We start from the raw sequence: 19,687 nt of genomic DNA, 5'->3' as shown, positions 1-19,687 counted from the left end.
TGTCCGGCCGAGTGCCACAGAGCCTTCGCACGCCGCACACCGGCAGCGCGTCTGCGAGGCGTCGAACAGATCTGTGGCTGGGGCGCCTCTCCAGCCATTGGTGTGTCAATAGACTTTGGGCCATGGGAAATCGGCAGGCCAATGGTGCGGCGGATCTGACGCACCTGCGGACCTTTCTCGCTGTGTACCGCGCGGGGTCGATCACCGCGGGCGCCGCGCAGGTCGGGCTGTCGCAGCCGACGGTGACCACGCAGCTCCAATCGCTGGAGCGGCGGCTCGGGCGGCCGCTGTTCGACCGGCTGCCGCGCGGCGTGGCGGCGACGGCCGCGGCGCACGAGCTGGCCGCCAGGCTGGCCGGGCCGATGGACGCGTTGGAGGCGATCGCGGGCGGCGCCGAGCCAGAGGCCGCCGCGCCGGAACCCCCGGTGCTGCTGGCCGGACCCGCCGAACTGCTGGCCACCATGGTGGTGCCCGCGCTGGCCCCGCTGGTGGCCGACGGCGTGCGGCTGACGGTGACCGCGGGACTCACCGACGACCTGCTCGCCGGTCTGCGCGCCGGAACCTACGACCTTGTCGTGGCCACCACCCGCCCGCGCGGCCGCACGGTGCTCGCCGAGCCGCTCGCCGACGAGGAGTTTGTCCTCGTCGCCGCGCCCGACCTCGCGCGGCGCGTCGACTCGGCCCGGCTGCGCGCGGGCGACCCGTCGGCGCTGTCCGGACTGCCCCTGCTCAGTTACGCCGCGGACCTGCCGATCCTGCGTCGCTACTGGCGCCACGTCTTCGACACTCGCCTGGTAGCCGAGCCCGCGCTGATCGTCGGGGACCTGCGCGCGGTGCTCGCCGGGGTGGTCGCGGGCGCGGGCGTCAGCGTCGTGCCGCGCTATCTATGCGCGCGCGAACTCGCCTCGGGCGCGATCACGGCGCTGCTCGAGCCGGACGACCCGCCGATCAACACCGCATTCCTGGCCCGCCGCCCCGGCGGCTCCCCGCGCCGCCATGTCGAACTGGTACGCCGCCGTCTGCTGCACGCGGCAAAGGATTGGTGACTCACCCGCGTGCGCGATCGGTGCGTCCGCCGTATGCTTCACCCGATCTTTCCGACTGGAATCGCCGAGTTTTCCCGGGAGTCGGAGAAACCGCTGGTTCTTCCGGCGAAGAAGTGACAGTCTTAACCGGTGACACAACCTCCGGATATTCAGGCGGCGGGACCGGATCCGTCCTCGGACAAACTGGACGCCGCCGTCTTCAAGGTGGCGGGCGTGGTCGTGCTCGGCGCGATCATGTCGATCCTCGACATCACCGTCGTGACCGTCGCGCTGCCGACCTTCCAGATCGAATTCGGCACCAGCTACGCCATCGCCGCATGGACGATGACCGGCTACACGCTGGCGCTCGCGACCGTCATCCCGCTCACCGGATGGGCGGCGGACCGATTCGGCACCAAGCGCCTCTACATGGCGGCGCTGACGTTCTTCGTGCTGGGTTCGCTGCTGTGCAGCACGGCGTGGAACATCGAATCGCTCATCGCGTTCCGCGTCATCCAGGGCATCGGCGGCGGCATGCTGATGCCGCTCGGCATGACGATCATGACCCACGCGGCGGGACCGCAGCGGGTCGGTCGCGTGATGGCGGTGCTCGGCGTGCCGATGCTGCTCGGTCCGATCGGCGGCCCGATCCTGGGCGGCTGGCTGATCGACGCGTTCAGCTGGCACTGGATCTTCCTGATCAACCTGCCGATCGGCATCGTCGCACTGGTACTGGCCTTCCTGATCTTCCCGGCCGACAAGCCGGAGCCCTCGGAGTCGTTCGACTTCCTCGGCATGCTGCTGGCCTCTCCGGGTCTGGCGCTGTTCCTGTACGGCGTCTCCTCGATTCCGGAGGCGGGCACCGTCACCGCGCGGAAGGTCCTCATCCCGGCCGCGATCGGTCTCGTGCTGCTGGTGGCGTTCGTCTTCCACGCGCTGCGGACCAAGCATCCGCTCATCGACCTGCACCTGTTCCGCAACAAGGCGCTGACCGCTTCGGTGCTGACCATGGTGCTGTTCGCGATCGCGTTCTTCGGCGCGGGTCTGCTGCTGCCGAGCTACCTGCAGCAGGTGCGCGGTGAGTCGGCGCTCGCGGCCGGTCTGCTGATCGCCCCGCAGGGCTTCGGCGCGATGCTCACCATGCCGATCGCGGGCCGGTTCGTCGACAAGTACGGCCCGGGCAAGATCGTGATGGTCGGTATCGTGCTGCTCGCCATCGGCACCGCCTTCTTCACCCAGCTCGAGGCGGACACGTCCTATCTGGTCATGTGCCTCGCGCTGCTGGTGATGGGTCTCGGCATGGGCTGCACCATGATGCCGATCATGACCGCCGCGATCCAGACCCTGACCCACCAGCAGGTGGCGCGCGGTTCGACATTGATGAACATCATCAACCAGACCGCGGGCTCGATCGGCACCGCCACCATGTCGGTGGTGCTGACCAACCTGCTGAAGGACCAGCCGCTGGCCGGACCCGCGATCGTCGCGAACTCCGATCCCGCCGTCGCGCAGCAGCTCGGACCCGACGCCATCGCCACGGGCCTCGATCAGGCCGCGCAGGCGTTCAGCGACACCTACATCGTGGCGCTGGTACTCATCGTGCTGACCCTCGTCCCGGCGTTCTTCCTGCCGCGGACCAAGCCGGCGACCACCCAGGACGCCGACGCGAAGGTGTTGGTGCACTGAGCCGGCGGCCCCGCCGATGATTCGGGCCCACGGCGATCGACGCCGTGGGCCCGAATCGTTTCCCGGCCCGAGTCCTCAGCCGTAGAGCGCGACGAACTTCTCCAGCGAACGCTCGATATCGCCCTTCACCGCGCGGGCCACGCCCGACCCGATCGGCCCGAACAGCGGCGCTCCGCCGAGCTCGATGTCGACGGTCACCTCGGACCCGGATCCCTTGGGGGCGACCAGAAGTCCCAGCGAGAACTTGGTGCCGCCCTTGCCGGATCCGTTCAGCACCAGCTTGCGCGGCGGCTCGGCGGTCTCGACCTTCCACGTCACGCGATTCCGCAGACCTTTCACCGACGCGACGCCCACCAGCTCGGTCCCGACGGTCAGCTGCTCCGGCACCGCACCGCGCCACGACTCGTGCATGGTCAGCCATGTGTCCAGCTCGGACAGGTTGGCGGTGTGCGACCACGCCTCTTCCGGGCTGATCGGGACGTCCACGGAGACCTTCAGCTTTGCCATGCCGCGCATGTTATCCGGTACCGGCGGTTCCCCCTTGCTTCCATCGCGACCGCCCATTGTGAGCCCTGTCACTGCGGAATATGCGGCGGCGCAGTCCGGTTGGTATGGTTGCCAAGTCAACCAAATGAGCTCCGAGGAGGCCTCGTGCAGTTCGGAATCTTCACCGTCGGTGACGTCACCACGGATCCCACGAACGGCCACACCCCCAGCGAGGCCGAGCGGATCAAGGCGATGGTGACGATCGCGCAGAAGGCCGAGGAGGTGGGCCTCGACGTGTTCGCCACGGGCGAGCACCACAACCCGCCGTTCGTGCCGTCCTCGCCGACCACCATGCTGGGCTACATCGCCGGGCGCACCGATCGCATCCAGCTGTCCACCGCGACCACGCTGATCACCACCAACGACCCGGTCAAGATCGCCGAAGACTTCGCGATGCTGCAGCACCTCGCCGACGGGCGGGTCGACCTGATGCTCGGCCGCGGCAACACCGGACCCGTCTATCCGTGGTTCGGCAAGGACATTCGCGACGGCATCGCGCTCGCGATCGAGAACTACCATCTGCTGCACCGGCTCTGGCGCGAGGACGTGGTGGACTGGGAGGGCAAGTTCCGCACGCCGCTGCAATCCTTCACCGCCACGCCGCGCCCGCTCGACGAGGTGCCGCCGTTCGTCTGGCACGGCTCCATCCGCAGCCCCGAGATCGCCGAACAGGCCGCCTATTACGGCGACGGCTTCTTCGCCAACAACATCTTCTGGCCCAAGGAGCACTTCCAGCGGCTGATCGAGCTGTATCGCCGCCGCTACGAGCACTACGGGCACGGCGCCGCCGACCAGGCGATCGTCGGTCTGGGCGGACAGGTGTTCATGCGCAAGAACTCCCAGGACGCGGTGCGCGAATTCCGCCCGTACTTCGACAATGCGCCGGTCTACGGTCACGGTCCTTCGCTCGAGGAGTTCACCGAGCAGACTCCGCTCACCGTCGGCAGCCCGCAGCAGGTCATCGACAAGACGCTGACCTTCCGCGAGCACTTCGGCGACTACCAGCGCCAGCTCTTCCTCGTCGATCACGCCGGGCTGCCGCTGAAAACCGTGCTGGAGCAACTGGATCTGCTCGGCGAAGAGGTGGTCCCGGTGCTGCGCAAAGAATTCGCGGCCCGCCGTCCCGCCCACGTGCCCGACGCGCCGACGCACGCTTCGCTGCTTGCCGCGCGCACTCCGGCGCAGGAGGTGGTCTCGTGACGACCTCGCGCATCGCGGTGGTCTCCGGCGGGTTGTCGCAGCCGTCGTCGACCAGGCTGCTGGCCGACCGCTTGGCCGCCGCCACCGAACGCGTGCTCATCGGCCGCGGCGGTGCGGCGCGGTTCGACATCGTCGACCTGCGCGACCACGCGCGGGATCTGGCCAACAACCTGCTCACCGGTTTCCCCGCGCCCGCGTTGCGCGAGACCATCGAACGGGTCGTCGGCGCGGACGGTCTCATCGCGGTGACGCCGATCTTCAGCGCCTCCTACAGCGGTCTTTTCAAGACGTTCTTCGATGTGCTCGAACCGGATTCGCTGGTGGGCATGCCGGTGCTGATCGGCGCCACCGGCGGCACCGAGCGGCATTCGCTGGCGCTGGAACACGCGGTGCGCCCGCTGTTCACCTACCTGCGGTCGGTCGTCGTGCCGACCTCGGTGTACGCGGCATCCGAGGACTGGGGAACGGACAGCGCGGGGGAGGGTCTCAGCCGCCGCATCGACCGCGCCGCCGAGGAATTGGCCGAAGTGCTCGCTGGACGGTCGGCGGTGCGTCCGCCGGATCCGTATCGCGATACACCGCCGTTCGAGGACCTGCTCTGGGGGCGTCTGCCGAGCTGACGGGGGGATAGTCGTTGCGCACCGGCCAGGTGCGCAAAACAGGGTGGCGCCGAGGATGTCGCGCCCGACCATCGTAGTAATTGAAAGTTCTATCAACTCCAAGGAGCGCACCATGACCACCGGAATCGCCAAGGGACTGACCGCGGGCACCTGGGTCATCGATCCCACCCACTCGACCGTCGGCTTCTCGGTACGCCACCTGATGGTGAGCAAGGTCCGCGGCCGGTTCACCGACTTCGACGGCAAGCTCGTCATCGGCGAGGACGGCACCGCGTCGGCCGAGGCCGAGATCCGGGTGAACTCACTGACCACCGACAACGAGCAGCGCGACGCCCACCTGCGCACCGCCGACTTCTTCCACGCCGAGCAGTTCCCTGTGATGACCTTCGAGTCCACCGGATTCCGGGTGGACGGTGCGGAATTCGTCGTCGACGGCGAGTTCACCGTGCGCGGCAACACCAAGCCGGTCGCGCTGAAGGTCGAATTCCTCGGCGTGAACGCGGGCATGGGCAACGGCCCCGTCGCCGGTTTCGAAGCCACGACCGTGGTCTCCCGTCGCGAGTTCGGCCTCGACATCGACATGCCGCTGCCGGACGGCGGCGTGGTCATCGGCGACAAGATCACCCTGACCCTGGAGATCGAGGTCGGTCTGCAGGGCTGAGTTCGGGCCCGGCCGGGGCGATCGGGGCGCGCGCCCTTTCGCGAGCGCGGTGCGCGACCCGTCGATCGCCCTCGGCCGCCGAGCCGCCCGAGTCCTTTCACCACGGTGCGACAGCCGGACACCGCGCGGACAGGCGGACGCCGGGTGGGCCGATCAGATCCGATCGAATGCGCACAGCCGCCATTCGCCGCCGGACCAGTCGCGGTACTCGGCTCGATAGCGGATGTCGGGGTGCCGCTGGTAGCGCACGGTGACCTCGGCGCTCGCGGCGCTCGGCAGCATCGGATCGCCCTGCCACCGGTAATTCGCGATCTCGACGACCCGCCCCGCCCCGCGGGTCCCGGCGTCGGCGGCCATCGTCCGGCGCAGCCGTTCCCGTTCGGCGGCGGGAACGGCGAAATCCGTACTCTCGCTGAGCTTTCCGCACGCCACGGTACGCAGCGCCGCCGGATCGGCGACGCCGAACGCTTGAACGGCCTTGCGGGTCGCCAGCCGGATCGCGTCGAAGACCGGCGGAATCGGCCCGCCGCCGGTCGATTTCTCTGCCGCGCACGGCGTGGTGGCGACGACCGACAGATAGCGCTTGCCGTCGGTGTCCCGCATCTCGAAGCCGATCTCGAATCCCCCGCTGTCGCGCCGATACCCGCCGCGGCGGCCCGCGAGCCCTTTGTCGACGGGCGCCGTGAACCCCCGTTCGGCCATCGACTCCAGCGCCGATTCCGTCGCGTCGACCAGTTCCGGCGACGGGTCGGCGAACCGGTCGCCGACCGACAGCTTCCACGGCGGGCCGACGGTCCGTGCCGACGCGTTGGTCGCGCACCCGTGCCGCGTCACCTCCGCGCCGTAGGAACGGGCCGGATCGGGGGAGAGGGCGAGTAGATTCTCGAACACGGCGTATTCCGCCTGTTCGACGGTAAGGCCCGTCGACTGCAGGATCTCGGCGTCGTCCGGGCCGCGGCTGTCGGGATCGCAGGCCGTCGCCAGGGCGGCCAGCGCGAGCGCGATCAGCAGCCGCCGTGCCGTCATCGCCGGACGCATCGGTGCGGGCCCGGCCTGCCGGGCGCGGCGATTTCGGCGTAAGTCGGGTGGATTTGCGCGGCGATCGGGTTTGGATCCATCATTGATTCCCCGGTTCGGTTGTGTCGTAGGAGTGTTTCGTCTACTCCGACGCGGCGGCGGCCCGCGCGGTTCCCTGACCGGCCGGAATTCACCGAATACCAGGCGATTCCGCGGCCGATGATTCCGGCGCGATGGCTCTGCGGCGGGCGCAATCGTCGGCGCTGCTTTCTTTTTACGACGTCAGAATTCCTTTTTAAACCACGAAAGACGAAGCCCGTCAGCAGGATCCGTCGAGACTTCGCTGAGTTGCTGCTAGGGTGGGCGAGTCGTCGGGTTCTGGGCTGGTCGGACTTGCTTCGGTCAGCCGGCGGTCGATTCGCTGATCGCCTGCCCCGCAGGCGCTGTGAGGTGTGCGGTGAGCCTCCGGTTGGTGTCTTCGGGGCGCCGAGTCCTCCGACGCGCAATGGATCCGATCGCGCGTCATGCGATCGGTGTCGTGAGGAAAAAGGTAAGACGGAGATCTGTAGTGGCAGGGTGCTGGTTCGGGCGCGGACCGTAACGGGGGCGGGACATCGGGGGGAGGCTAGATCCCGTCAACGACGAGAGAACTGATGAATCTGGATATCGCCGTACTTGTTCCATGGATCCTCGCCACGCTGTTGGTCGTCGCGATCGTCTATCTGATCACCGCGCTGCGCAGTGCGCAGGCCAAAGCCGAGTCCCTACTGGAAGACCAGCGCAAACGCGACGAGGCGGTGGAGCGCTTCGCCGGACAGACGATTCCCGCGATCACCGACGCGGTCCGGCGCTTCGAACCTCCGGCCAACGCGATCGAAGTGCCGACCGGATTGCAGAATTCGCGGTTGGCCCAGTGCCTGCAGTGGATCGGCGATCGCTACGCCGATGACCTGCGCCTGGTGCAGACCGAGGCCAGGGACCGGGCGGTACACGAAGCCGACGCGCACGCCAGGCAGGCGATCCAGGCCGCCGAGGAGGCGGTGCGCGCGGAGGTCGCCGCCGCCGAGGAGGCGGTGCGCGCCGAGGTCGGCGCCGCCGCGCGCGACGCGACCAGCGGCGCGGTGCGCTCCTTCGGCACCTCGGTGGTGAGCCTCGGCGCCGACGTCAGCCAGGTGGTCAGCGCCGCGCTGCGCGCGCACCGCAACGACGACGTGTACGCCACCCTCACCCGTATCGACCACACGGTCCAGCAGATGATCCGTCAGGCGCAGTCCTACGTGATCGTGTGTGGCGGCCTGCCGGGCAGGCGCTGGCCGGCCCAGTCGCTTACCGACGTGGTCGGCGGCGCCACCGGCCGCGTGCGCGACTACCTGCGGGTGCGCACCACACAGCTGGACCGCGTGGTCGTCAGCCGAGCGGTGGAACCGCTCGTGCACACCCTGGCCACCCTGCTCGACAACGCGCTGCGCTACTCGCCGCCGACCTCCTTCGTCGACGTCAGTTTCCAGGAGGGGCACCACGGCGTCACCGTCATCATCGACGACGCGGGCGTGCGCATGAACGCCGAGCAGATGGAGGAGGCAAGGCAGGTGCTCGCCAGCGAGCGCCCGGTCGACATCCACCAGCTCGGTCCGTCGCCCAAGGTCGGTTTCCCCGGCGTTGCCGCGCTCGCGCGTCGCTACGGGTTCACGGTCTACATCGACGGGCCCAACGCCTACGGAGGCATGCGCGCGATGGTGTACATCCCCGAGGCCCTGCTCGCCGCGCCGAGCGGGAACGACACGACGACCGCGGCCACCCCGGCCGAGGCTCCCGCGCCCGCGCCCGAACCGGCGCCCGCACCGCGCCAGGAAGAGCCGGAGGACACCGGGTTCACGGTGCACGAGATCACCGAGGGCGGCCTGCCGAAGCGGCGCCGCCGCGAGGTGGCGCCCGCGATCGGGACGCGAGCCAGGAATTCCGGCGCCGAGCCCGCGCTCGGCAGGCCCGATATCGCCGCCGCATGGCACACCGGTTCCAAGAGCGGCCGCGCCGCCGCCGAACAGACGGAAGGAATGACACCTTGATGGGCACACCGACTACCCCCGTGGCCGATAGCAGCAACAAGCTCGGCTGGCTACTCGAGGATCTCAGCATTCCAGGCGTCCGGTTCGCGGTGCTGCTGTCCGACGACGGACTGCGCATCGCGCACTCGAAGGGCATCGCCCGCGACGACGCCGAACGTTTCTCCGCGGCCGCCTCTGGACTGCGGTCCCTGGGCAAGGCGCTCGGCGAGTTCTGCGGCGGACTGGAAACGGGCTTGCGCCAGAACATGACCGAATACGACGACGGGATGATCTTCATCACCGCCGCTGGGGAGGGCGCGCTGCTCGGCGTCTCCACCACCGCGGACATCGACGTCAGTCTCATCGCGCACCGGATGAACGAACTGGCCGCGCGCGTCGGGCACGAGCTCGGCAGCCAGTCTCGGCAGAGGACAGACAGCAGCCTGTCATGACCAGGTCCCGCCGCGACCCGGATCTAGTTCGGGCCTATGTCCGTACCGGCGGGCGTTCGCGTCCCACGCGCGAGCTGGACTTGGTCACGCTCGTGGTCGCGGCGCTGGCGCCGCCGCCGGGAGCGGGCCCGGACGCGCGCCGGGTGATGAACCTGTGCAGCGGGCGCGGCGTCCTGTCCATCGCCGAGATCGCCGCCTATCTGGACATGCCGCCGTCCGTGGTGAAGATCGTCGTAGCCGATCTCATGGACGGCGGCCATTTGAGCACGCCGACCCCGGCCGAGAACCTGCCGGAGATAGCCCTGTTGGAGGAGGTACTGAATGGGCTCCGCGCTCTCTCGGCCTGAACGTGTCGTCGACTATGTGCCGGAGACCGTGACCCGATCGGTCAAACTGCTGGTGGCAGGCAATTTCGGCGTCGGAAAGACCACGTTCGTCAGCAGCATCTCCGAGATCAAGCCGCTGCGCACCGAGGAGACCATCACCGAGGCCAGCATCGGCATCGACGACATGGCGGGCTTGCCGGGGAAGACGCAGACCACCGTCGCGATGGACTTCGGCCGCATCACGCTGAATCCGCAACTGGCCCTGTACCTTTTCGGCACGCCGGGTCAGCAGCGCTTCGTGCCGCTGTGGGAGGAACTGGCCCGCGGCGCGCTCGGCGCGCTGGTGCTGGTCGACACCCGGCGCATCGAGAAGGCCGACGAGGTGCTCTCGGTGCTCGAGGAACGCGGTGTGCCGTATTCGGTGGCGGTCAATCAGTTCGAGGGCGCCAAGCACTACCCGCTCGACGAGGTCCGCGACGCGCTCGATCTCGCCGAGGGCACACCGCTGACGATGCTGGACGCGCGACATCGCGGTACGTGTCTGCAATCGCTGATCACGCTCGTCGAATTCTTGTTCCACCGTCTGGAGTCCCGACTTTGACAACGCCTCCACACGCCGCGCCCGCCGGTGTCTGCCCCGTCCCGCACGGTTCGCCTATCGGCACCGACGGCCCGCGAGTGCGGCTCTACACCGAGGAGTTCGCCGCCGATCCGCACCACGCCTACCGGCAGATGCGCCGCCAGTACGGTTCGCTGGCGCCGGTCGAGCTGGCGCCCGGCGTGCCCGCCACGCTGGTGATCGGCTATCACACCGCCGTGCGAATCCTCAACGATCCGGAGCACTTTCCGGCCGACCCGCGCACCTGGCAGCAGACCGTGCCCGGCGAGTGCCCGATCCTGCCCATGCTGGAATGGCGGCCCAACGCGCTGCGCAGCGCGGGCCTCGAGCACCTGCGCTATCGCGAGGCCAACCTCGCCGCGGTCGCCGGGGTCGACCTGCACGCCATGCACGCGACCATCGAGCGGGTCGCGATCCCGCTGATCAACGCCTTCTGCCAGGACGGCGCGGCGGACCTGATCAGCCAGTACGCCTTCCCGCTCGCCTTCGCCGTGCTCAACGAGATGCTCGGCTGTCCAGCCGATATCGGCCAGCAGGTGGCCACCGGCATGGCCGCCATCTTCGAAGGCGTGAACGCCGACAAGGGCAACGCGATGCTGGCCGACGCGCTGCTCGAGCTGACCACCCGCAAACGCAAGGAGCCCGGCGACGACATCGTCTCCCGGCTGATCGGTCACTCGGTCGGGCTGGACGACGTGGAGATGATCCACCAGCTGGTGACCCTCTACGGCGCGGGCATCGAGCCGGAACAGAACCTGATCGTGAACACGCTGCTGCTCATGCTCACCGACGACCGGTTCGCCGGAAACCTGTTGGGCGGCAGCCTGTCCACCCGCGACGCGCTGGACGAGGTGCTGTTCACCGACCCGCCGATGGCGAACTACTGCGTCTCGTATCCGCGGCAGCCCATCCTGATCGACGGCACCTGGCTGCCCGCGCACCAGCCGGTGGTCATCAGCATGTCGGCGTGCAACAACGATCCGGCGATCGATGCGGGCGACTACACCGACAACCGTTCGCATCTGGCGTGGAGCACCGGCCCGCACGCCTGTCCGGCGCGGTCGGCGGCTTACATGATCGCCCAGGATGCGATCGATCAGCTGCTCGACGCGCTTCCGGAGCTGCGGCTTGCGGTGCCCGTAAATCAATTGTCTTGGCGCCCGGGGCCTTTCCATCGAGCTCTGGTGTCCCTTCCGGTCACCTTCCCGAAATCCCCTCCGCTCAACCTGCATTAAGGAGAGTGCCTCCGATGGACAGTCAGCCCCTCGTCCTCGATCCCGCCGGCGCCGATATCCAGGGCGAATCCGCGCGGCTGCGCGAACGCGGACCGGTCGTTCTGGTCGAGCTGCCCGGCGGTGTGCGGGCGTGGTCGGTGACCGATGCCGAACTGTTGAAGAAGCTGCTGGTCGATCCCCGGGTGTCGAAGGACGCGCGTCAGCACTGGCCCGCGTTCATCAACGGGGAGATCCCACAGGACTGGCCGCTGTTCCTCTGGGTGGCGGTGAACAACATGTTCACCGCGTACGGCGCCGATCACCGGCGACTACGCAAGCTGGTGGCTCCCGCGTTCACCCATCGCCGCACCGAGGCCATGCGCTCGCGCATCGAGGCCATCACCGCGGCCCTGCTCGACGAACTGGCCGCCGCGCCCGAGGGTGAGCCGGTGGATCTGCGCGAGTGTTTCGCGTATCCGCTGCCGATCCAGGTGATCTCGGAACTCATGGGAGTGCCCGAGTCGCTGAACGCGGGTCTGCGCACCTGCGTGGACGGCATCTTCGACACCTCGCTGACTCCGGAGGAGTCGCAGGCCAACTACATGGAGATGTACCGGATCCTCGGCGAGCTCGTCGCCTACCGGAGCGAGCATCCCGGCGACGACATGACCAGCCTGCTCATCTCGCACCGCGACGAGGAGGACGGCGCGCAGCTCACCGCCCAGGAGCTGATCGACACGCTGCTGCTGGTGATCAGCGCGGGCCACGAGACCACGGTGAACCTGCTCGACCAGGCCATCCACGCGCTGTTGACCCATCCCGAGCAGCGCGCCGAGGTGCTCGAGGAGCGGGCCACGTGGTCCGATGTGATCGAGGAGTCGCTGCGGTACGAGGCACCGGTCGCGCACCTGCCGCTGCGCTTCGCGGTCGACGACATCGAAATCGACGGCGGCGTCCGCATCGCGAAGGGCGAGCCGATCCTGGCGTCCTACGTGACCGCCAACCGCGACCCTAAGGTGCACGGCGACACCGCCGACGTGTTCGACGTTCGCCGTGCCGAAAAGGACCACGTCGCTTTCGGTTACGGCGCGCACCACTGCCTCGGGGCTCCGCTGGCGCGCATGGAGGCCGCCGTCTCGCTGCCGGCGATCTTCGAGCGGTTCCCGAACATGCGGCTGGCCGCCGAGCCGGAGGAGCTGGGCACGGTGGCCAGCTTCATCTCCAACGGTCACCACCGTCTGCCGGTGTACCTGAACCCGTAACGAGTCGACGCCGGGCGGGTCGCGCGGCGACCCGCCCGGGCTCAGAGTTGGGTGATGAGGCCCGCCAGCAATGCGAGCGCGGGCAGTGTGCCCTGGATGAAGGCGGCCTTGACGAAACGCCGGTCGGTCGCAACCAAGACGCCCGCGGCGGCGATCATCGACCCGCAGCCGATCATCAGCAGCGCCCAGCCCGCCTGGGGGAGCGTGGGCAACAGCAGTGCGCCGATCAACGTGCCGATCGCGAGGAACAGGTTGTACCAGCCCTGATTGAACGCCCACGGCTGGACGGCCGCCAGATCCTCGCGCTCGACGTGGAACGTCGCCGCGTAGACCTTCGGCTCGGCGAATCGCAGCGATTCGAGCACGAAGACATAGCCGTGCAGCAGCGCCGAGAGCACGGCGAGTATCTGGACGACCGTGAGCAAGGGGCCCCTCCTCGGTGGGCGCCGACGCCGCGACGCGATGTACCGGACGAATTCGAGCTTTTGCTTCCAGCACCGTAGCGTCGGCACGGCGAACGATTCGCCGGACGCGCCGACTCGTCCGAATCAGGCCTCGCCAGGCTCGTTCCAGTTGTAGGTGAGGTCGGCGGCGCGAGACCAGCGGCGGTACTCGCGCTCCCGGCGCTGCTCCGGCATGGTCGGCAACCACCGGCTCGCGGTGCGCCGATTACGGCGCAGCCCTGTCATATCGGGCCAGAGGCCGACCGCGAGGCCCGCGGCGTAGGCCGCGCCGAGCGAGACCGTCTCGGAGAACAGCGGTCGTTCCACCGGCACCCCGAGCGCGTCCGAGATCTGTTGCATGAGCAGGTTGTTGGAGGTCATGCCGCCATCCACGCGCAGTTCGGCGAGTGCGTAGCCGGTGTCGGCGTTCATCGCATCGACCACCTCCCTGGTCTGCCACGCGGTGGCCTCGAGCACCGCGCGGGCCAGATGTCCCTTGGTGATGTAGGAGGTGAGCCCGGCGATCACCCCCCGCGCCTCGGACCGCCAGCGCGGCGCGAACAGTCCGGAGAACGCGGGCACCACGTAGCAGCCGCCGTTGTCCTCGACGGTGCTTGCGAGTGTTTCGATTTCGGGTGCGTCCTCGATCAGCCCGAGCCGGTCGCGCAGCCACTGCACCAGCGTTCCGGTCGCGGCCATCGAACCCTCCAGCGCGTACCGGGCGGGTTCGCCGCCGATACGGAACGCCACCGTGGTGAGCAGTCCGTGGGTGGAACGCACCGGCGTCGTTCCGGTGTTGGTGAGCAGGAAGCTACCTGTGCCGTAAGTGCATTTGGCCTCGCCCGCGGCGAAGCAGGTCTGGCCGAACAGGGCCGCCTGCTGATCGCCGAGCGCGGCCGCGATCGGGATGCCTGCCGCGGTGTGGCCGTACACCTCGGCGTTGGACCGGATGTCGGGCAGCATCGCGCGCGGGATGTCGAAGAAGTCGAGCAGCCTGTCGTCCCAGTCGAGGGTGCCGAGGTTCATCAGCATGGTGCGCCCGGCATTGGTCACATCGGTGACGTGCACGCCGCCGCGCGGGCCGCCGGTGAGATTCCAGATCAGCCAGCTGTCCATCGTGCCGAACAGCACCGCGCCACGTTCGGCGCGCTCACGCAGCCGCTCGTCCCGGTCGAGCAGCCACCGGATGCGCGGCGCCGCAAAATAACTCAGCAGCGGCAGGCCGCAGCGCTTGACCACCTCCTCGGCCTCGGGGCGGCGGGCGAGCCGGGTGACGAGGTCTTCGGTGCGGGTGTCCTGCCAGACGATCGCGTTGCCGATCGGCGCGCCGGTCTCGCGGTCCCAGAGCACGGTCGTCTCGCGCTGGTTGGCGATGCCGATCGCCACCACCTGATCGGTGGCCACGCCCGCCTTGGCGATGACCCGGTCGACCAGCGCCGCGACGTGGCGGCGGATCTCGGCGGCGTCGTGCTCGACCCGCCCCGCGGCGGGATACAGCTGCCGGTGCTCGCGTTGCGCGATCGAAACCAGTTGTCCCGCCGCGTCGTACAGGATCGATCTGCTGGACGTGGTGCCCTGGTCGATGGCCATCACGTAGCGGCCGCGACCTCGTTCGCCGTTCATCGGCCCACCCGCGGCCGTTCGGCGCTCAGATCGCGGGAGACCGCGCCCGCGGTGGTACGCACCAGTTCGACGAGCCGGGGGCGGACGGCGGGATCGGTGATCCGGTCGACGGCGCCGACCACGCCGAGCGCCCCGACAACGCGTCCGCCCGCGTCGCGCAGCGGCGCCGCCACCGAGGCGCGCTCGAAGGCGAATTCGGCGATGTCCTCGGCGTAGCCCTGCGCGCGCACCCGCGCGATCTCGGCGTGCACCGCGCGCGGCGCCGTCACGGTGCGCCGGGTGTAGGCGGGCAGCGGCGCGCCCGCGACGCGTTCGGTCAGACCGGGCGTGTAGGCCAGCAGTACTTTGCCGAGCGCGGTCGCGTGCAGCGGAAGTTCGATGCCAACGCGCAGAGTCTGCTCGATGCCGTCGGGCCGGAACACGTGGTGCACGATCGAGACGCGCTCGCCCCGCAGCGCCCCGATCCGCACCGATTCACCGGAGCGCGCGGCCAGTGTGTCGGCCCAGCTCATCGCGTAGGAGCGCAGCACATTGGTGTCGAGCCGGGCGTCGGCGAGCCCCAACGCGGCGGCGCCGATCAGGTATTTGCCGGTGCTGTCGTCCTGCTCGATGTAGCCGACGCGCTGCAAGGTGCGCAGCAGACCGTGCGCCGTCGCCTTCGGCAGGCCGAGGGCGCCCGCGAGCTCGGCGACGCCGACGCCGAAGGGCGCCTCGGCCACCACGCGCAGGATCGCGGCGGCGCGTTCGATCGACTGAATCGGTCCTGGCACGGAGTCGACTCTACTGCGCGGTATCCGGATCGTTCGACAATGTCGAACGAGCACCGTTGTCGCGGCATCGTCGGCTGCCTACTTTCGGCATTGCGCACCGGCCGCCACGCGCGCCGGCCAACGGACAAATGGAGAGACGCATGCCAGACCTCATCGGTGCGGTCGACCAGGGCACCACGAGCACCCGCTTCATGGTCTTCGACCACGCGGGCGCCGTCGTCGCCAGTCACCAGCTCGAACACGAGCAGATCCTGCCGCGTCCCGGCTGGGTCGAGCACAACCCGGTCGAGATCTGGGAACGCACCTCGGCCGTCATCCAGACGGCGCTGAACTCGCACGGCCTGCGCGCCGCCGACCTGGCCGCGCTCGGCGTGACAAACCAGCGCGAGACCACCGTCGTCTGGGACCGGCGTACCGGACGGCCGTACCACAACGCCATCGTCTGGCAGGACACCCGAACCGACCGGATCGCCGCCGAGCTGGAAACCCGTGCGGGCGAGCTGATCCGGCATCGCACCGGGCTGCCGCCCGCCACCTACTTCGCGGGCGGCAAGATCCGCTGGCTGCTGGAGAACGTCGACGGCCTGCGCGCCGCGGCCGAGCGCGGCGAGGCGCTGTTCGGCACCATCGACACCTGGCTGCTGTGGAATTTCACCGGCGGTGTCCATGGCGGCGTGCACGTCACCGACGTGACCAACGCCAGCCGCACCATGCTGATGGACCTGGAAACGCTGGACTGGGACGACGAACTGCTCGCCCTTTTCGACATTCCGCGCGCCATGCTGCCGTCCATCCGCCCGTCCGCGGTGCCCGATGGCTACGGTCGCACGACCGCGCACGGCCCGCTCGCGGGCGAGATCCCGGTCGCCGCGGCGGTCGGCGATCAGCAGGCGGCGATGATCGGGCAGGTGTGCCTGTCCCCGGGCGAGGCCAAGAACACCTACGGCACCGGCAATTTCCTCCTGCTCAACACCGGCGGCACGCCGGTGCGATCGAAGAACGGGCTGCTCACCACCGTCTGCTACCAGTTCGCCGGACAGGACCCGGTGTACGCGCTCGAGGGCTCCATCGCCGTCACCGGTTCGGCGGTGCAGTGGCTGCGCGATCAGCTCGGCATCATCCAAGGTGCCTCGCAGAGTGAGACTTTGGCGGGTGAGGTCGCCGACAACGGCGGGGTGTACTTCGTCCCGGCGTTCTCCGGCCTGTTCGCGCCGCACTGGCGCTCCGACGCACGCGGCGCGATCGTCGGGCTGACCAGGTACGCCACCAACGCGCACATCGCGCGGGCGACCCTGGAGGCGATCTGCTACCAGACCCGCGATGTCGCCGACGCGATGTTCAAGGACTCCGGGGTGGCGCTGGAGGTGCTCAAGGTGGACGGCGGAGTCACCGCCAACAACCTCTGCATGCAGATCCAGGCCGACGTGCTCGGCGTGCCGGTGAGCCGTCCGGTGGTGTCGGAGACCACCGCGCTCGGCGCGGCCTACGCCGCGGGCCTCGCCGTCGGATTCTGGGGCGGCACCGACGAATTGCGCACGAACTGGCGCGAATCCGCGCGCTGGCGACCGGAGTGGACCGAGGACCAGCGGGCCGCCGGATACGAGGGCTGGCACAAGGCGATCGGCCGCACCCTCGACTGGGCGCCGACCCACTGACCGGCGCCACCCACCGACCACTTGCGCACGCGCGCATCACTTTTCTACACAAAGGAGACCGAAATGGTCGACCGTTCCCTCACCTCACCGGTCGCGATGAGCCCGGCCGAGCGCGCCCGCGCCCTGGACGCCATGGCGAGCACCGAACTGGACGTGCTTGTCATCGGCGCCGGCGTGGTCGGCGCGGGAGCCGCCCTCGACGCGGTGACCCGCGGCCTCAGCGTCGGCCTCGTCGAGGCCCGCGACTACGCCTCCGGCACCTCGAGCCGGTCGTCGAAGCTGGTGCACGGCGGCCTGCGCTACCTCAAGCAGCTCAACTTCTCGCTGGTCTTCGAGGCGCTGCGGGAGCGTTCGCTGATCCTGGAAACCCTTGCGCCGCACCTGGCCAAGCCCGTGGAGTTCGTCTACCCGCTGGAACGGCCCGGCCTCGACCGGGCCTGGGTGGGCGCTGGCGTCGGCGTGTACGACGTGCTCGGCGCGGGACGTGGTGTGCCGCAGCATCATCGGCATCTCGGCAAGCGGGCCACGTTGCGGCGCTTCCCCGGAGCCAAGCGCGGCGCGGTGCGCGGCGGCGTGAGCTTCTACGAGGGCCAGCTCGACGACGCGCGGCACACCATGATGCTGGCGCGCACCGCGGCGAGCCACGGTGCGCTGGTCGCCTCCAGCGCGAGGGTCGTCGACTTCCTGCGCGAGGACGGCCGGATCGTCGGCGCGCTGGTGCACGACCTGGAGAGCGGCAGGCACATCCCGGTCCGCGCCAAGCGCACGGTGAACGCGGCCGGTCCGTGGACCGATGAGATCCAGCAGATGCTCGGCGGGTCGAGCGATTTCCGTATCCGCACCTCCAAGGGCGTGCACATCGTCGTCCCGCGCGACCGGATCGACTCGGAGACCGGCCTGATCACCGAGACCGAGAAGAGCCTGCTGTTCGTGATCCCGTGCCCGTGGAGCGAGGATCACTGGGTCATCGGCACCACCGACACCGACTGGGACCACGACCTGGCCCACCCCGCCGCCACCCGCGCCGACATCGATTACATTCTCGCCCAGGTGAATCGGCTGCTCGAGCAGCCGATCGACCACGACGACATCGTCGGCGTCTACGCCGGGCTGCGGCCGCTGCTCGCGGGCGCTTCCGAGCAGACCAGCGCGCTCTCGCGGGAGCACACGGTGGCAACGCCGGTTCCCGGCCTGGTGATCGTCGCGGGCGGCAAGTACACCACCTACCGCGTGATGGCCAAGGACGCCATCGACGCCGCGGTCGCCGATCTGCCCGGGCGGGTGGCCAGGTCGTGCACCGAGCGGGTGCCGCTGGTCGGCGCCGACGGGTACCGCGAGCTCTCGTTCTCGCACGCCAGGCTGGCCGACGAGTTCGGCGTCGACCTCGCGACCGTGGAGCACCTGCTCGGCCGGTACGGCAGCGCCGTGACGGAACTGCGCGAGATCATCGCCGCCCAGCCGGAACTCGGCGCGCCGCTGGGCAATTCCCGTTACCTGCGGGCCGAGATCGTCTACGCGGTGACCCACGAGGGCGCACTGCACCTCGACGACATCCTCACCCGCCGCACCCGCCTTTCGGTGGAGACCGGGGACCGCGGCGTCCTGGTCGCGACCGAGGTCGCCCGGCTGGTCGCCCCGTACCTCGGCTGGGACGAGGAGCGAGTCGAGCGCGAGATCGAGACCTACCGGGTCCGCGTCGAGGCCGAACTGCGCGCCAACGAGCAGCCCGACGACCGGTCGGCCGACGTGGTGCGGCTCGGTGCGCCGGACTCGCGCGGGATCGCGGGGGCGCCGGAAGGGGATCGGGTATCGGTGTAGCCGGGATGGCCCTCCGCGCCCGTGTCCGGAACAGGCGAAGATGATTCGACCGGGCGGGCGCGGTATCCAGCGGTTTCGCTCCTTACGCGTACATTCCGCCAAATTAGAAAATCATCTTCGGATCACTGGATCTGATCTCGCAGAATTTTCATACTGAAACCTGTCACGATCCTTATCAATAGGGAGTCGCTCTGACTCGAACGCCGACGAGACGACAGGAGTGCTGATGAAAATCGGGATCCCCCGCGAGGTCAAGAATCACGAGTACCGGGTGGCGTGCACGCCCGCCGGTGTGCGTGAACTTGTCGCTCGCGGACACGAAGTGTTCCTCGAGGCCGGAGCGGGCGCCGGATCGGCGTTCGAGGACGCGGCCTACGGATACGTCGGCGCGCGCGTGCTGCCGACGGCCGACGAGGTCTGGGCCGCCGCCGACCTGGTGCTGAAGGTGAAAGAGCCGGTGGCCGAGGAGTATTCGCGGATGCGCGCCGGGCAGGTGTTGTTCACCTACCTGCACCTGGCCGCGTCGAGGGAGTGCACCGACGCCCTGCTGACGTCGGGTGTCACCGCCCTCGCCTACGAGACGGTGACCGGCCGCGACGGCGGCCTGCCGCTGCTGGCCCCGATGAGCGAGGTCGCGGGCAGGCTCGCGCCGCAGGCGGGCGCGTACCACCTGATGCGCAGCGAGGGCGGCCGCGGCGTGCTGAT

General features: G+C 69.2%; 19 protein-coding genes. 14 read left to right on the top strand and 5 right to left on the bottom strand.

Going from position 1 to position 19,687, the window contains the following annotated elements; translation table 11 throughout:
* Window positions 1-122 precede the first annotated feature (122 nt).
* Both NX1_RS22995 and NX1_RS22990 read left to right on the top strand, forming a co-directional pair.
* Window positions 123-1,046 carry a LysR family transcriptional regulator gene (locus tag NX1_RS22995; RefSeq protein ID WP_068063183.1) on the top strand — a complete coding sequence of 308 codons (924 nt, stop codon included), beginning with the start codon at window positions 123-125 and terminating at the stop codon, window positions 1,044-1,046.
* A 129-nt stretch (window positions 1,047-1,175) separates the two neighbouring features.
* Complete coding sequence (locus tag NX1_RS22990) at window positions 1,176-2,711, top strand: DHA2 family efflux MFS transporter permease subunit (RefSeq protein ID WP_084501684.1); 1,536 nt, start codon at window positions 1,176-1,178, stop codon at window positions 2,709-2,711.
* 75 nt (window positions 2,712-2,786) lie between these two features.
* On the opposite strand, the gene NX1_RS22985 is transcribed toward NX1_RS22990, so the two are convergent.
* Entirely contained in the window at window positions 2,787-3,218 is a 432-nt protein-coding gene (locus NX1_RS22985; RefSeq protein ID WP_068063181.1) for a type II toxin-antitoxin system Rv0910 family toxin, read from the bottom strand.
* Between the two features lie 144 nt (window positions 3,219-3,362).
* On the opposite strand from NX1_RS22985, the gene NX1_RS22980 reads away from it, so the two are divergent.
* The 3 genes from NX1_RS22980 (at window position 3,363) to NX1_RS22970 (ending at window position 5,738) form a co-directional block, all read left to right on the top strand.
* Entirely contained in the window at window positions 3,363-4,457 is a 1,095-nt protein-coding gene (locus NX1_RS22980; protein WP_068063180.1) for an LLM class flavin-dependent oxidoreductase, read from the top strand.
* On the top strand, window positions 4,454-5,077 hold the full coding sequence (locus tag NX1_RS22975) for an FMN reductase (RefSeq protein ID WP_068063178.1): 624 nt from the start codon (window positions 4,454-4,456) through the stop codon (window positions 5,075-5,077). The genes NX1_RS22980 and NX1_RS22975 overlap by 4 nt, the downstream gene beginning before the upstream one ends.
* A gap of 112 nt (window positions 5,078-5,189) precedes the next feature.
* Window positions 5,190-5,738: a YceI family protein gene (locus NX1_RS22970; protein WP_068063177.1), complete on the top strand. Its 549-nt coding sequence runs from the start codon at window positions 5,190-5,192 to the stop codon at window positions 5,736-5,738.
* Window positions 5,739-5,891: 153 nt separating this feature from the next.
* On the opposite strand, the gene NX1_RS22965 is transcribed toward NX1_RS22970, so the two are convergent.
* Window positions 5,892-6,764, bottom strand: a complete 873-nt coding sequence (locus NX1_RS22965) for a hypothetical protein (protein ID WP_157119967.1) — start codon at window positions 6,762-6,764, stop codon at window positions 5,892-5,894.
* A gap of 644 nt (window positions 6,765-7,408) precedes the next feature.
* On the opposite strand from NX1_RS22965, the gene NX1_RS22960 reads away from it, so the two are divergent.
* From NX1_RS22960 to NX1_RS22935, 6 genes are read left to right on the top strand one after another with little or no spacing between them, the layout of a single operon-like run.
* Window positions 7,409-8,821 carry an ATP-binding protein gene (locus NX1_RS22960; protein WP_068063173.1) on the top strand — a complete coding sequence of 471 codons (1,413 nt, stop codon included), beginning with the start codon at window positions 7,409-7,411 and terminating at the stop codon, window positions 8,819-8,821.
* Window positions 8,821-9,252, top strand: a complete 432-nt coding sequence (locus tag NX1_RS22955) for a roadblock/LC7 domain-containing protein (RefSeq protein ID WP_068063171.1) — start codon at window positions 8,821-8,823, stop codon at window positions 9,250-9,252. Before NX1_RS22960 ends, NX1_RS22955 begins: the two co-directional genes overlap by 1 nt.
* The gene (locus NX1_RS22950; protein ID WP_068063169.1) at window positions 9,249-9,599 is read left to right on the top strand and encodes a DUF742 domain-containing protein; all 351 of its coding nucleotides are present in this window, start codon (window positions 9,249-9,251) and stop codon (window positions 9,597-9,599) included. The genes NX1_RS22955 and NX1_RS22950 overlap by 4 nt, the downstream gene beginning before the upstream one ends.
* Complete coding sequence (locus tag NX1_RS22945) at window positions 9,574-10,179, top strand: GTP-binding protein (protein WP_068063168.1); 606 nt, start codon at window positions 9,574-9,576, stop codon at window positions 10,177-10,179. The genes NX1_RS22950 and NX1_RS22945 overlap by 26 nt, the downstream gene beginning before the upstream one ends.
* On the top strand, window positions 10,176-11,432 hold the full coding sequence (locus NX1_RS22940; RefSeq protein WP_068063166.1) for a cytochrome P450: 1,257 nt from the start codon (window positions 10,176-10,178) through the stop codon (window positions 11,430-11,432). The genes NX1_RS22945 and NX1_RS22940 overlap by 4 nt, the downstream gene beginning before the upstream one ends.
* 14 nt (window positions 11,433-11,446) lie before the next feature.
* Window positions 11,447-12,673 carry a cytochrome P450 family protein gene (locus NX1_RS22935; protein WP_068063164.1) on the top strand — a complete coding sequence of 409 codons (1,227 nt, stop codon included), beginning with the start codon at window positions 11,447-11,449 and terminating at the stop codon, window positions 12,671-12,673.
* 41 nt (window positions 12,674-12,714) lie between these two features.
* On the opposite strand, the gene NX1_RS22930 is transcribed toward NX1_RS22935, so the two are convergent.
* The 3 genes from NX1_RS22930 to NX1_RS22920 form a co-directional block, all read right to left on the bottom strand.
* Window positions 12,715-13,098: a DUF1304 domain-containing protein gene (locus NX1_RS22930; protein WP_068063162.1), complete on the bottom strand. Its 384-nt coding sequence runs from the start codon at window positions 13,096-13,098 to the stop codon at window positions 12,715-12,717.
* Between the two features lie 123 nt (window positions 13,099-13,221).
* A complete protein-coding gene (glpK, locus tag NX1_RS22925; RefSeq protein ID WP_068063158.1) occupies window positions 13,222-14,739 on the bottom strand; it encodes a glycerol kinase GlpK in 1,518 nt (505 codons plus the stop codon).
* Window positions 14,736-15,509 carry an IclR family transcriptional regulator gene (locus NX1_RS22920; RefSeq protein WP_068063156.1) on the bottom strand — a complete coding sequence of 258 codons (774 nt, stop codon included), beginning with the start codon at window positions 15,507-15,509 and terminating at the stop codon, window positions 14,736-14,738. Before NX1_RS22920 ends, glpK (NX1_RS22925) begins: the two co-directional genes overlap by 4 nt.
* A gap of 140 nt (window positions 15,510-15,649) precedes the next feature.
* On the opposite strand from NX1_RS22920, the gene glpK (NX1_RS22915) reads away from it, so the two are divergent.
* The 3 genes from glpK (NX1_RS22915) to NX1_RS22905 form a co-directional block, all read left to right on the top strand.
* Entirely contained in the window at window positions 15,650-17,164 is a 1,515-nt protein-coding gene (gene glpK / locus NX1_RS22915) for a glycerol kinase GlpK (protein WP_068063154.1), read from the top strand.
* 63 nt (window positions 17,165-17,227) lie between these two features.
* Window positions 17,228-18,982, top strand: a complete 1,755-nt coding sequence (locus NX1_RS22910) for a glycerol-3-phosphate dehydrogenase/oxidase (protein ID WP_157119966.1) — start codon at window positions 17,228-17,230, stop codon at window positions 18,980-18,982.
* 226 nt (window positions 18,983-19,208) lie between these two features.
* Window positions 19,209-19,687 (top strand): alanine dehydrogenase (locus NX1_RS22905; RefSeq protein WP_373864905.1); only part of this gene is annotated, 479 nt, incomplete at its 3' end.

The sequence above is a fragment of the Nocardia xishanensis NBRC 101358 genome (assembly GCF_001613365.1).
Taxonomy (GTDB): Bacteria; Actinomycetota; Actinomycetes; order Mycobacteriales; family Mycobacteriaceae; genus Nocardia; species Nocardia xishanensis.
Note: the sequence above shows the minus strand (reverse complement) of the source record. Positions and strands in the feature narration are given on the sequence as shown.

Coding starts and splice junctions, on each gene's coding strand:
- NX1_RS22995 (WP_068063183.1), top strand. CDS start 123: ATGGGAAATCGGCAGGCCAATGGTGCGGCGGATCTGACGCACCTGCGG.
- NX1_RS22985 (WP_068063181.1), bottom strand. CDS start 3,218: ATGGCAAAGCTGAAGGTCTCCGTGGACGTCCCGATCAGCCCGGAAGAG.
- NX1_RS22970 (WP_068063177.1), top strand. CDS start 5,190: ATGACCACCGGAATCGCCAAGGGACTGACCGCGGGCACCTGGGTCATC.
- NX1_RS22965 (WP_157119967.1), bottom strand. CDS start 6,764: ATGACGGCACGGCGGCTGCTGATCGCGCTCGCGCTGGCCGCCCTGGCG.
- NX1_RS22960 (WP_068063173.1), top strand. CDS start 7,409: ATGAATCTGGATATCGCCGTACTTGTTCCATGGATCCTCGCCACGCTG.
- NX1_RS22955 (WP_068063171.1), top strand. CDS start 8,821: ATGGGCACACCGACTACCCCCGTGGCCGATAGCAGCAACAAGCTCGGC.
- NX1_RS22950 (WP_068063169.1), top strand. CDS start 9,249: ATGACCAGGTCCCGCCGCGACCCGGATCTAGTTCGGGCCTATGTCCGT.
- NX1_RS22945 (WP_068063168.1), top strand. CDS start 9,574: ATGGGCTCCGCGCTCTCTCGGCCTGAACGTGTCGTCGACTATGTGCCG.
- NX1_RS22935 (WP_068063164.1), top strand. CDS start 11,447: ATGGACAGTCAGCCCCTCGTCCTCGATCCCGCCGGCGCCGATATCCAG.
- glpK (WP_068063158.1), bottom strand. CDS start 14,739: ATGAACGGCGAACGAGGTCGCGGCCGCTACGTGATGGCCATCGACCAG.
- glpK (WP_068063154.1), top strand. CDS start 15,650: ATGCCAGACCTCATCGGTGCGGTCGACCAGGGCACCACGAGCACCCGC.
- NX1_RS22910 (WP_157119966.1), top strand. CDS start 17,228: ATGGTCGACCGTTCCCTCACCTCACCGGTCGCGATGAGCCCGGCCGAG.